General features: G+C 63.4%; 9 protein-coding genes. 3 read left to right on the top strand and 6 right to left on the bottom strand.

Annotated elements, in window-relative coordinates:
- The first annotated feature begins 76 nt into the window (after positions 1-76).
- Positions 77-841 (top strand): alpha/beta fold hydrolase, encoded by a 765-nt coding sequence (locus LC531_RS15735; protein WP_223651920.1) that lies wholly within the window; start codon positions 77-79, stop codon positions 839-841.
- A 13-nt stretch (positions 842-854) separates the two neighbouring features.
- Here LC531_RS15735 and LC531_RS15730 read toward each other — a convergent pair whose 3' ends face one another.
- A complete protein-coding gene (locus LC531_RS15730; protein ID WP_223651918.1) occupies positions 855-1,691 on the bottom strand; it encodes an energy transducer TonB in 837 nt (278 codons plus the stop codon).
- A gap of 164 nt (positions 1,692-1,855) precedes the next feature.
- Between LC531_RS15730 and LC531_RS15725 the strand changes: the two genes are divergently transcribed.
- Positions 1,856-2,692 carry a hypothetical protein gene (locus LC531_RS15725; RefSeq protein ID WP_223651912.1) on the top strand — a complete coding sequence of 279 codons (837 nt, stop codon included), beginning with the start codon at positions 1,856-1,858 and terminating at the stop codon, positions 2,690-2,692.
- Positions 2,693-2,824: 132 nt separating this feature from the next.
- On the opposite strand, the gene LC531_RS15720 is transcribed toward LC531_RS15725, so the two are convergent.
- Positions 2,825-4,051: a DUF1501 domain-containing protein gene (locus LC531_RS15720; RefSeq protein WP_223651911.1), complete on the bottom strand. Its 1,227-nt coding sequence runs from the start codon at positions 4,049-4,051 to the stop codon at positions 2,825-2,827.
- A gap of 90 nt (positions 4,052-4,141) precedes the next feature.
- Positions 4,142-5,755 carry a DUF1800 domain-containing protein gene (locus LC531_RS15715; protein ID WP_223651908.1) on the bottom strand — a complete coding sequence of 538 codons (1,614 nt, stop codon included), beginning with the start codon at positions 5,753-5,755 and terminating at the stop codon, positions 4,142-4,144.
- Positions 5,756-5,862: 107 nt separating this feature from the next.
- Here LC531_RS15715 and LC531_RS15710 point away from each other — a divergent pair, with 107 nt between their 5' ends.
- A complete protein-coding gene (locus tag LC531_RS15710) occupies positions 5,863-7,104 on the top strand; it encodes a pepsin/retropepsin-like aspartic protease family protein (protein WP_223651906.1) in 1,242 nt (413 codons plus the stop codon).
- A gap of 59 nt (positions 7,105-7,163) precedes the next feature.
- Here the strand turns inward: LC531_RS15710 and LC531_RS15705 are convergent, their stop codons facing one another.
- The 3 genes from LC531_RS15705 to hppD all read right to left on the bottom strand — a co-directional run bounded on the left by LC531_RS15705 (position 7,164) and on the right by hppD (position 12,438).
- Entirely contained in the window at positions 7,164-9,770 is a 2,607-nt protein-coding gene (locus tag LC531_RS15705; RefSeq protein WP_223651905.1) for a lamin tail domain-containing protein, read from the bottom strand.
- Positions 9,771-9,961: 191 nt separating this feature from the next.
- Positions 9,962-11,170: a homogentisate 1,2-dioxygenase gene (locus LC531_RS15700; RefSeq protein WP_223651903.1), complete on the bottom strand. Its 1,209-nt coding sequence runs from the start codon at positions 11,168-11,170 to the stop codon at positions 9,962-9,964.
- Positions 11,171-11,307: 137 nt separating this feature from the next.
- The gene (gene hppD, locus LC531_RS15695; protein ID WP_223651901.1) at positions 11,308-12,438 is read right to left on the bottom strand and encodes a 4-hydroxyphenylpyruvate dioxygenase; all 1,131 of its coding nucleotides are present in this window, start codon (positions 12,436-12,438) and stop codon (positions 11,308-11,310) included.
- Between the last annotated feature and the right edge of the window lie 116 nt (positions 12,439-12,554).

The following is a 12,554-nucleotide window of genomic DNA, read 5'->3' as shown; positions in this document are numbered from 1 at the left end:
GAACGAAGGTTGCAGGCTGCCGCCGCGCTGGGGGTAAAAAGCTACTTTTGTGCGCTTGTTTCCTCCCGCTGCCGCTATGTCTGCCACCGCCCCGCCCACCCTGCTTTTTCTGCATGGCTTCGCCGAAAGCCGCGAAGTCTGGACCGATTTCACCCGGCCCTTCCCGGCCGGCTACCGCCTACTCACGCCTAATCTGCTGGGCCACGGCACCAACCGCGCCCCGGTGCCCGACTTCAGCATGGAGGCCCAAGCGCGCTACGTGGCCGGCTACCTCGACCAAAAAGGCGCTGCCGGCCCGGTGCTGGTGGTGGGCCACAGCATGGGCGGCTACGTGGCCCTGGCCCTGGCCGAGCGTTACCCCGACCGCCTGGCCGGCCTGGCCCTGCTCAACTCCACGGCCTACCCCGACACCGACGAGAAGCGCCAGAACCGCGAAAAGAACATCGGCTTCGTGGCGCGCCACGGCCTCGATAAGTTCATGGGCAGCTTCGTGCGCCCGCTCTTTGCCCCCGCCAACCGCGACCGCCTACCCGAAGCCCTGGCCCTGCTCGAAGACATCGGCAAGGCTACGCCCGAAGCCACCATTGCGGGCGCGCTGCGCGGCATGGCCGCCCGCCCCGACCGCACCGCCGTGCTGCGCGCCGCGCCCTTCCCGGTGCTGCTGGTGGCCGGCAAGCACGACGTGGCCGTGCCCCTGGCCGACTCCGTGGCCCAGGCCGCCCTACCCCCCCTCGGCGCGGCCCTCTTCCTGGAAGGCAGCGGCCACCAAGCGTACCTAGAGCAGCCCGAGCCCACGCGCCGGGCCATGCTGGCGCTGGCCGAGGCGGTATTTGGAGGGTAGGAAATAAGTTGACTTACAAGCTTCTGAAGCTCATGGGTAGCACATAGCCCACGCGCGTGGGCTGGCCGTGGTAGCGGGGCGGGGTGAGCGCGCTGGGCAAGCGCCGCAATACCCGCAGCACTTCGGCATCGAGGGTAGGACTGACGGTGCCCACAATGCGGCGCTGCTCCACGGTGCCGGTTTCGCTCACTTCAAAGTAGGCGTATACCGTACCGCTCCGTTTGCTACGCAAGTCCTCCACTGGGTACTGCACCTGGCGGTAAAAAAACTCAAGCAGGTTGAACGGTACCACCGTTTTGCGGCTCCCATATACCAGCAGCGGCACCACCGAAAACGTGGGGTTCTCGTCGGCATAAGCCCGCGCCGGGGTTGCCGGCTCGGAGCCAAAAGGCAGCGCTACCGTCACGCCGGGGCCCTGCGGGCCATACCATTGACCCAGCGGCTGGCTGGGCAGCTGCCAGGGCAGCAGGTGTTGCACCAGCTGCTGGGCTAGGCTTTGGGCCTCGGGGCTGAGGTAGAGGGCAATAGCCGGCGAGCCCGTCGGGGGCGGCAAAAAATAAGCTTGGCGTGAGCGTCCGGCACTATCCAGCTCCAGGTGCAAAAACAGCTCGCCTACCAGCGCCGGGCTGGCCGCCCGCAGCCCGCGCCGCACGGTGGCGCGCAGCGAGTCGGGGCCACCGGGGTAGCGCGGGCCGCAGTAAGCGGTGGCGGCCGGGTCGGGGCCCAGCAACGCCATATTGGGCAGCGGAGCCACCTGGGCGCGCGCCGAAAGCGCCGCTAGCAGCAGCAAGCCCAGCCCCGTGGCGGCGGGCCGCCACTCACCAGGTAGCCAAGTAGAAAGGTGCTGCATAAACGTGAAGTAGAAAGGGCCAAATATAGTGTCCTAACGAATGAAGCAGGGCTACCCTCTGTTTTTCTACAGGAAACAGCCGCGCGGGGCGGCCTGCGCTCAGGGTGTCGGCCGTAACTTTGAGGTAGCCTTGCGCCTAAGGCGGGGTTTCGCTATTCGCTATAATGAAGAACTACGTACTGCTGGCGGGCCTGCTGGGCCTGGCCAGCGTGGGCCGGGCGCAGGTAGCGCCGCCAATTGCTACCCCCACTACTACCCTGGCTGGCGTGCCCATTACCCCCCGCGACCACGGCAGTGTGTACCTCAACTGGAGCTACAACCGCGACTGGTACACCAAGTCGGATATTCGCTTTAAAAACGATAAGTCAGACGATTACGACTTCACGTTTCATGATGCGATAGCCCACGACCACCCCAGCATGAGCGACTTCTGGAAGCTCAACAACCTCACCGTGCCGCAGTACGACCTCACGGCGGGCTACATGTTTCACGACAAGCACGACCTGGGCATCGAGGTCAGCTGGAATCACCTCAAGTACGTGGTGGATGATTTTCAGCGGATGCGCGTCTCGGGCCAGATTCGGGGCTATAAGTTCGACCGCGACACCATCGTAACGCCCGATTTCGTGCACCTCCAGCACACCAACGGCAACAACTACCTGATGGTGAATCTGGTGAAGCGCTGGCAGCTGCGCGCCGGCCGCCACGTGGCGCTCAGCGCCATTGGCAAGGTGGGCGGCGGTCCCATGATATCGTACACTATCTCGTCCATCTTCACCAGCCACGCCGAGGGGCCGTTTCACTACGAAGGCTGGATGACCGGGGCCAGCGGCGGCCTGCGCCTGGAGCTGTACAAGTATTTCTTCCTAAGCTCTGATTTCCAGGGCGCTTACGCCCGCTACACCAACAGCTACATTGGGGCCGACCGCCTGGGCCGCGTCACGCACCAGTTCGGCTCAGCCCAGTGGCTGTACGGGTTCGGGTTTATGGTGCCGCTGTAGAAGGGTAGGGATTAAAAAAACCGTCATGCAGACCGAAGGGAAGCATCTCGCTCGCATCGTTGGATTATTACCCTAATGATGCGGGCGAGATGCTTTCCTTCGGTCTGCATGACGTTCTGTTATTACTAGTGGCTACACCAGTCCCGCTAGCTTCTCTACCCCCGGCCCGAGCACCAACTGGCCGTCAGCCCCGAGCCAATCAGTTAAAATGCTGGCGTAGAGGCTGCGGAAGTCGAGCTGGTAGCGCAGGTCGCCCTGGTCGAGGTCGGCCAGGCTGGCGGCCTGGTTGAGCAGGCCGGGCTTGCGCAGTGCGCCGCTGAGCAGAAACACGTTGTTGGCGGTGCCGTGGTCGGTGCCGTTGCTGGCGTTCTGGCCCACGCGCCGGCCAAACTCGCTGAAAACCATCACTAAGGTATTATTCCACTCGTTGCTCTTTTGCAGGTCGGCGGCCAGCGCGGCCAGGCCATCCGATAGCTCGCCCAGCAGGCGGCCCTGCTGCTCGTGCTGCCGCACGTGGGTATCGAAACCGCTGAGGGCCAGGTAGTACACCCGCGACTCCACGCCCGAGGTAATCAGCTCGGCGGTCGTTTTTAGGTTGTGGCCAAAGTCGGTGTTGGGATAGGTCGCCGCGCTGCTGTGAATCTTCGACTTCTCGTAGAGATAATCGGCCGATGACGCCGTTTCGGCCAGCGTTTTATACAGGTAATCCAGCTCCGAGCCGGGCGCGCCTACCCCCTTCTCCTGGCTCAGCGCGTTGAGGTAGCGGCTCTGCGTAAGCTGATGAAACTTGCCGGGGTTCTTGAGGGCCAGGCCGTTGCGCTGCGCGCCTTTCAGGGCCAGACTCAGCGTATCGTCTATTTCGAGGGCCTGGTAGGCGGGCGCCCCGCCGGCGCAGGTGCTGTCGAGGTAGCGGCCCAGCCAGCCGGTGCTCAGCAGCTGCTCCGAGCCCGAGCCAGTCTGCCAGATGTCCATCGAGCGGAAGTGCGAGCGGTCGGGGTTGGGATAGCCCACGGCGTTGCAAATGGCCACCTGGCCCTGGTCAAACAGCCCTTTCAGCCCCTTCATGGCCGGGTGCAGCGCCAGCTCGTCGCCGAGGGGTAGGAGGCCGTCGGCCTCCCGCAGCGCCAGCGTGGGCCGGGCCTTGTAATACAGGTCGTTGCGATACGGCACAAGGGTATTCAGGCCGTCGTTGCCGCCGCCCAGCTGCACCACTATCAGGCGCTTGGCCGCCCCGCCCGGCGCGTCGCGCAGGCGGGCCGCCAGCCGGTTTTCGGGCCGGTCGATGGCGTACAAAAACTTGGGCACCAGCAGCAGCGTGCTGGCCAGGGCCGAGGCTTGGATGAATTGGCGGCGTTGCATATAGCTTTGATTATTAGTAATATAACACAAAAATGCGTTTGTCATTGCGAGCCTGCGAAGCAATGACAGGCGAGGCAATGACAAACGCCCCTACGCCAACTGATATTCCGGCAGGCTTAGTAAGCTTACCAGCGTATTCTTCATGCGCTCCTCGGGCGTAGCAGCCTTGGCGGCGGCTTGCTGCACCAGCGTCAGGTTTTCGGGGCGTAAGGGCGCTTGCAGCAGGAAGTTAGCTAGCAGCTGCGGCTGCTGCTCGGGCGGCGCGGAGCCCAGCAATTGTTGCATGGGCCCCAGCGGCAGGTGTGTGGTTTCGGTGTTTTTGACGAGCCGTTCCTTACCCGTGGTTTGGGGTGTTATGTCGTTTTCGTCGTCTTTGAGGTGCACCGCAAACTCGGCGTTTTTGAACAGAATACTCGGCAGCTGCAAGCGCAGCAGCAGCGACGACGAGTCAATCCAGGCCCTACCCCCCGGCCAGCCGGCCACGTTGGGCGGCATAAACAGCGTCTGGCCCAGCGCTTTCTGGTAGCCTAGCAGCTGCTTGTCGTTGTCAACTTTCAGGTTAAGCGTGCGGCGCAGGCCCGCCACCAGCGCCACCGGCGACTTGATGAGGCTGCCCGTATTAGCTGGCTCGTAGAACCAGTCGGCCGAAAATATTCGCTCCAGCAGGTCGCTCACGTCGTAGCCGCTCTTGCGAAAAGCCACGGCCAGCGGTGCGATGTGGGCCGGGTCGGGCACGTCGCTCACGAAAAAGCGGTACATCTTCGTGACCAAAAACGTGCTCGCCGCCGGCTGCTGCATGATGATGCGGAGCGCGTCGGCCCCGCCGAAGTTGCCGGTCTGGCCGAGCAGGGTTTTGCTGCCCGCATCGTGCTGCCGCTCCCGGAATACAAACCGGCTCTGCCCATCATAGCCCCAGCCGGTGAAGGCGCGGGCGGCCTCTTTCACGTCGGTTTCGGTGTAGTTGCCCCGGCCCAGCGTGAACAGTTCCATTACCTCGCGAGCGAAGTTTTCGTTGGGGTGCTCCTTGCGATTTTGCTGATTATTCAGAAATTGCAGCATGGCCGGCTCCTGGCTCACGGCCAGCAGCAGGTCCGGAAATTTGCCCAGCGCCTTTTCCCGAATGGTATTGAGCAGCGCCAGCGAGTCGTCGGGCCGGCGCGTGCGACAGGCAAAATGCCCGTGCCAGAACAGCGCCACCTTCTCGCGCAGCTGGCCCGGCGAGGTCGTCATTTTATCCATCCAGGCCGTGCTCATCCCGATAAAAGCGTCCCGAATGCCCTGGTTCTGCATTTTGCGCTGCTCGGGCGTGAGGTCGGCGCGGCGTAGCTGGGGCAGGCCCTGGCGGCGCGGGGCCAGCATAGCGCGCGGCAGCAACGCATCGACGGCCGCCAGCGGGGGGGTAGGGCTGGCTGGGTCGGCGGTACCCGGCTGGGCCGAGCTGGCGGGCGCGGGCGGCGCGGCGGCCGGCCCCGCCGCCATGCTGCCCGGCGGGGGGGTAGGCACTCCGGCCGGCACGGCCATCACCGCGCCCATCGGGTCCTGGAAAGCGGCCATTGAGGCGCTGGGAATGGGCTCGTAGGCGCGGGCCTCGTGCAGCAGCTGGCGCAGGGCCTTGCTGGGGCTGGGGCCGGCGGCCACGTCCTGGGGGCGCGGCCCGAAGCCGGCCCGCCAATACAAATGCTGGAGCTGTTGCTGGGCGTTCATGGTGGTTGGATGGCGGGCGGGGGGTAGGGTTTAATGAGCGCCCGCGCAGCCAGCACGTTAGTCGGGCGTCGATATCTTGGGGGAATAATTCTTCCGCAGCTGTTTTTATGCGTCGTTTGCTAACTCTCGTGCTCTTGCTGCTGGCCGCCGCCGGGGCCGCCGGGGCGCAGCCGGCTACTGGTATCCCCGCCCTCGACCAGCTGGTGGTAGCCCTCGATAGCGGCTCCGTAGCGCCGTTGCGGCCTTACATCACCCCCGAAACGCGCGTAGGCAGTCTGCCGCCCGCCTACACGGCGCGCATATTGGCGCAGCTCGTGCCGCAGTTTGGGCCGGTCGAGGGCCTGCGCGTGGTGCGCCAGGAGCCGGCCGGGGCCAACACGCGCTACGTGTGCGCCATCGCCCAGCGCGGGGCCGAGCAGAAATATTCATTCGTACTGACGCCCGCTGGCCAGTTTGCCGAGCTCAACCTACCGCCACCCGGCGTTCGCAAGCTGAGTAATACTCTTGGTCCGCAGGACCTTACTACGCCGCCCAGCGTAGATGCTCCCCTGCGGCTGGTGCACGGCCTCATCCTGGTCGAGGCCGAAGTAGATGGTCGGCGCGGCGCATTTCTGCTCGATTCGGGCGCGCCTGCGCTGGTACTCAATCAGCGGGAGTTTCCGGCCCCGGCCACCGAAGCCCCGCCGGCCGCGAGCAGTGGGCAGGGCGTGAATGGCCGCCTGGCCGGCGCATCGTACCACGTCACCCAAAGCTTCAACTGGCAGGGCATCAGCTTCCAAAACAAAGAAGTACCCACCCTCGACCTCACCAGCCTGGAAAGTCGGCTGGGAAGCGCGCCGCTGCTGGGTATCATCGGCTACAACGTGTTCAGTCAGTATGCCCTTACCCTCGATTACCGCGGCGGGCTGGCGCAGCTGCGGCAGCCGGGCACTGACGCGCCCGCGCCGCTCATGCGGGTGCCCTTCACCCTTAGCGGCCACCTGCCCGTAGTGGCGCTCACGGTGGCCGGCCAAACGTTCGACGTGGGCGTGGACTGCGGGGCGCAAACTAACCTGCTCGACCAGCAGTACGCGGCCGCCCTCGCGCCACAGCTGCGCCAGCCCGCCACCAGCCGCGTGAGCGGGGCCGACGCCGCCAGCCGCACCGTGGCCTGCGGGCAGTTCCGCGCCGTGCGCCTGGCTGGCCCGCTGGTGTTCCACCACCAGCAAACCGTATTCGCCGATATCTCCCACCTCAACCAAAACCCGAACCGCGCTCCCTTGCAGGGCTTGGTCGGCTACCCCCTGCTCAGCCAGTACCGTACGACTATTGACTACGTGAACAAGCAGTTAGAATTCAGGGAGTGGTGAAACGGTTGTCATTCATTGCGAGCGAAGCGCGGCAATGAATGACAACCGTTTTTATTATGCTACAGCCGTGCGCCCACTACCACCGTTTTCTTATATTCGCGGCGCTCGCCGCCACTGGGCCGAAACAGCTCGACGTGCACGATGTAGTAGCCCACGGTGGCCTTGCGGCCGTGCTCATCGAGGCCGTCCCACTGCACGAAGCCGGTGGTAGGCAGGCTTTCATTGCGTAGCAGGCGGCGCGTAAGCTGGCCCAGGGCATCGTATACCGTCACCGAGCCTACGTAGCCAGGCTGGTCTAACTGGTAGTTGAGGGTCGTAAAGTCTTGCTGGCCATCGTCGTCGGGCGTGAATAGTTCGGGTACTATGCTCAGCTCCTGGCCGTTGCCTACCGCGTCCTGCGCCTGCGAGTTGGGCCGGCCGGGCGTGGCATAGCCCACCGCGCCGGCTGCCGAGTGGAAGTTGCTGGCCACGCTCGGCCCCTGCGTCCGAATGCGCTCCAGCGATACGCCCGCCTGGGTGCTCAGCAGGGGCAGCTGCTGGCTTTTGTTATACTCGTAATGGTCCAGCTCCGCGTTAGTTGAGCTGTATAGATATACTGCGCCCGCGCTGTTATCCAAGGCCGGAAAGCCCGCCACGGCCAGCAGCGCCGCCGGGTCGCTGCTGGTGGGGTACTGCGCCTGCAAAATGCCCACGTCCGAAGTTAGCGCCACCAGCTGGCCGGGTGCCAGCACATAGGGCGCGCCGGGGCTGATGATGGCCGTGCCACCGCCGCTGGCCTTCTGAACACCCAGCTGATAGCCTTGCAAATTGACGTAGCGCAGCGAGCGGTTAAGAATTTCTACAAAATACACGCCACCCGTGGCGTGGTTGAACAGCACCTCGTTCACCACTACGTCGCCGGGCTGGGCGGGCTCGGGCAGGGCCACGCCGGCCACGGCCAGCGCGCCGCTGGCGTTGCCGGCGCAGTCGGTGGCGCGGGCCACGGCCACGGTGAGCGGCTGGCTGGGCAGTAGGGCCGGGCTCACCGTCAGGTCCACGGCCCGGAAATCCGGGCCTGCCGGCGCGGCGCGGCTGATAGTGGGGGTAGGGCCGGTGCTGCTTCGCAACGCATACAGCGCCGCGCTGGCTGCCGCCGCGCTATCCAGCTTTTCGCCGAAATAGAGCCGGATGGTGCTGGATGTGAGGGCAATGGCCCGCAGCAGGGTTGGCGGCGTGCGGTCGGGGTTGGGGGCGGCCATGCTGTTGCGGCGGCCGGGCGTGCCGCCGCTCGGGTCCTGGCTGGCCTGCCAGTTATCGGCCCCGCCACAGTAGTTGGCGGGGTCGCGCATTTCGAGGGTCCAGCCGCCGGCTCGCTTGCGCAGGTCGCGGTACCAGGTGTCGGCGTAGGTTATTTCGAAGAGGGTAGGGCCGGTGCGCCCGCGCAACACCAGCTGGTCGCCGGCATTGGTGAGCGAAGGGAAGTTGCTGACGCCATACACTTTACCATACTGCGCGAATTGCGCCGCGCGCGTGCTGCCGCACACCACGGCGTACTGGCCGGGCAGCAGCCGGGCCGTATCAGGCAGTACGGCGGCCGTAGTGCTGCCCGGCTTCAGCAGGCGCACGCCGCGCAGGCTCAGCGTTTTAGTGGTGGGGTTGAATAGCTCGATAAACTCCGAAGCTGGTAGCCCCACCACGGGCGTTTCATCGGCCATTATTTCGGTGATAAGCAGCTCGCCTACCCCCGGCACCCCCGGCAGCCCGCCAAACACCGCCGTGAGCGGCCCCGCCGCCACGTTGCCGTAAAGGTCGGCCAACTGCCGCACTTCCAGCGTATTAGTGCCCGAAAAATCCTGCGCAAATGTGAGCCGCACCACGGCCGGATTTATAGTAGATAAGGCCGCCGCGGCCGGCCCTACTCCCGTGGCCAGCCGGTAGCGGCCGGGGTCGGTGGCCGAGGCAGCGCCCACGGCTTCGTTGAACACCACGTCGAGCGTGCGGCTGTCCACGGCCGTGGCGCGGAGCAGCAGCGGCGCGGTGGCGTCGGTCACCAGGAAATCATCGAAATAAAAGCTCTTGCTATTGGCCGCCGAGTACAGCAACGACACGCCCACCACGCTGCCGCGCTGGTGGGTGTTGTCGAGGGGGGTAGGGACTTCGGCCACGAAATTGCGGCCGCCGGTGAGGTCGCGCGCCAGCGTCCACTGGCCTTGCGGCGAGCGCGTTACGCGCACCCGCACCAGGTTGTTGGTAGTAGGTTTGAGCGTGCCGTTGAGCCCATCAATCACCAGCACCGGGCTGCGGGCCGAGTCCTTGCGGAAAAGGCTCACCTCGTCGTTAGTGCCGCCCAGGCGCACGAAATAGCCCTTGGTGGCCGCGCTTTTGAGGTCGGGCTGCGAGGCCAGCAACCACACATCGGCCAGGTTGCTGGCCGAGGTTGCCAGCTTAAGATTAGCCCAAAACTCCCAGGTAGTGCCGGTGCTGGCCTGGCAGGGCGTCACGAGCTGGAGATGCGTGCCCGTTACGGCCGGGCCGGCGCTTTGCAGCACTTGGTTGGCTACCCTAAAGCTGCCCACGTCGCCGGTCCAGGCCGGGTTTTGGGTAAAATCGCCGTCGGCAAACGTCTCCGCCAGCTGCGCCGTGGCCAGCAGCGGGCAGAGTAACAACAAGAATAACAGGTGCTTCATAGTGTCGAAGTTGGTCGCACCTGAGAAAACGCTTAGATAGGCAGCGCTATCTTAAACCGTCTATTTATTACACAGGCTGCGCCGAAGGTAAGGCCAGCCGTTGGTTTGGGCCGCCCGCCCACCAAAACGGGCCGGCCGAGAGGGCCGGCCCGTGCCGCGGGGGTAGGAGCAGGGTGGGGAAACAGGGTAGGTTATTCGATGCGTTCAAGCCGCTGGTCGGGGGTAGCAGTGGCTGGGCTATCAGGTTCCAGCCACGACTTATAGTACTGGCCGTCATCGAGTTTCAGGGCCGCCTCGGTCAGCATGAGCGGGCGGAAGGTATCAATCATCACGGCCCACTCGTCGGTGCCGGTTTTGCCGATGCTGCGCTCGTAAGCGCCCGGCGCGGGGCCGTGCGGAATGCCGCCGGGGTGCAGCGTGAGGTGGCCCTGCGCGATGTTGTTGCGCGACATAAAGTTGCCGTCCACGTAGTACAGCAGCTCGTCGGAATCGATATTGGAATGGTGATAAGGAGCCGGAATCGCCTGCGGATGGTAGTCGAACAGCCGCGGCACGAATGAGCACACCACGAACGCCGAAGTCTCGAACTGCTGATGCACGGGAGGCGGCTGGTGCACCTTGCCCGTGATGGGCTGAAAATCCCGGATATTCATCCCGTAAGGATAATTATACCCATCCCAGCCCACCACGTCGAACGGGTGCGAGGGGTACAGCAACTCGTGTAGTACGCCTTGCTTCTTGATTTTTACGATAAAATCACCCGTTTCATCGTGCGTTTCCAGTTCGGTGGGCAGCTTGTAGTCGCGCTCCGAATACGGCGCGTGCTCCAGCAGCTGACCAAAATGATTGCGGTAGCGCTTGGGGGTATGCACCGGGTGAAACGACTCCACGACGAGCAGCCGGTTATCCGCCGAATCAAACGCAATTTGGTAAATAATGCCGCGCGGAATCAGTAGGTAGTCACCCGGCTCAAACGCGATAGTACCGAGCTGCGTGCGTAGCCTACCCCCCCCTTTGTGCACGAAAAGCAGCTCATCGGCATCGGCATTTTTATAAAAGTATTCCGTGAGCGAGTGGCGCGGCGCGGCCAGCGAAATATGCACGTCGCCATTGACCAGAATGGGCGTGCGCGCCTGCAAGTAATCATCCTGCGCCGGCTGCTCAAACCCTTTGAGCAGCCGCGCTTTAATGCTCTTCGCCACCGCGATTTTGGGCGTCAAATCCGTCTCACCCAAAATATCCTTTACCGCCGTGGGCCGCCGCAAATGGTACATCAACGACGACATCCCCTCGAAGCCGATGGTGCCGAACAGTTGCTCATAATACAGCCCGCCGCCTGGCTTTTCAAATACCGTGTGGCGCGTGTGCGGCAGCCGGCCAAGCTTGTGGTAGATAGGCATTCGGATTGAATTTAGAAGGGGGTAGGGATATATGAAACCATCTGCCATTGCGAGCGCAGCGCGGCAATCGCATCTGAACGACTGGCGCGAGTATCATTCGGGAGCGATTGCCGCGCTGCGCTCGCAATGACGGGAAATTACAAATTTCCCCGCCGGTCCTGCTCGCGTTCCAAGCTCTCAAACAAGGCTTTAAAATTGCCCGCGCCGAAGCTTTTGGCCCCTTTGCGCTGAATGATTTCAAAGAATACCGTGGGGCGGTCCTCCACGGGCTTGGTGAAAATCTGGAGCAGGTAGCCCTCCTCATCGCGGTCGGCCATGATGCGCAGGGCGCGCAATGCCTCCACGTCCTCGTCAATGTCGCCGACGTGCGCCCGCAGGTTGTCGTAGTAGCTATCGGGGGTATTCAAAAACTCCACGCCGCGGCTTTTCAGCTCGCGCACCGTGCTGATAATGTCGTTGGTTGCCACCGCGATGTGCTGCACGCCCTCGCCCTCGTAAAAAGTCAGGTATTCCTCAATCTGCGACTTTTTCTTACCCTCAGCCGGCTCGTTGATGGGGAATTTTACGAAGCCGTTGCCGGTGCTCATTACCTTGCTCATCAGGGCCGAATATTCGGTCGTAATCTGCTTATCATCAAAGCTTAGGATGTTAGTAAAGCCCATTACGTCCTCGTACCAGCGCACGGTTTCGTTCATGCGGTTCCAGCCCACGTTGCCCACGCAGTGGTCCACGTATTGCAGGCCGGCGGCCGGCGGGTTGAAGCTGGAAGTGTGGGCCACGTAGCCCGGCAGGAACGCGCCGTGGTAGTTTTTGCGCTCCACAAATAAGTGTATCGTCTCGCCGTAGGTATAGATTCCGGCCGTGCGCACCTCGCCAAACTCATCGGTGAGCACGCGGGGCTCCTGGTAGCTGCGCGCGCCGCGGCTCATGGTTTTCTCATAGCTCTCAAAAGCGTCATCTACCCACAGGGCCAGGATTTTAACGCCGTCGCCGTGCTGTTTTACATGCTCACTGATTACGTGGTCTGAGTGCATGGCCGTAGTCAGCACCAGCCGGATTTTGCCCTGCTGCACCACATAGCTGGCGCGGTCGCGCACCCCGGTTTCGGGGCCGGCATAGGCTACCGTTTGAAAGCCAAAGGCCGCCTTGTAGTAGTAGGCCGCCTGCTTGGCATTACCCACGTAAAATTCGAGGTAGTCCGTCCCGAGCAGGGGTAGGAAATCGGTAGTAGCGCGCTGCTGAAGCGCCTGGGCGACGAGGGTTTCCATAAGTAAGTGAGGTGGGATATAAAACTGTGGAGAACGTCATGCTTCGGCAAGCTCAGCATGACGTTCTCTCAAACAATCAAGCTTAATTTGATACGCAATACTAACACTTGTTAGTC

Source organism: Hymenobacter psoromatis, from assembly GCF_020012125.1.
In the GTDB taxonomy this organism is placed as follows: domain Bacteria; phylum Bacteroidota; class Bacteroidia; order Cytophagales; family Hymenobacteraceae; genus Hymenobacter; species Hymenobacter psoromatis.
Note: the sequence above shows the minus strand (reverse complement) of the source record. Positions and strands in the feature narration are given on the sequence as shown.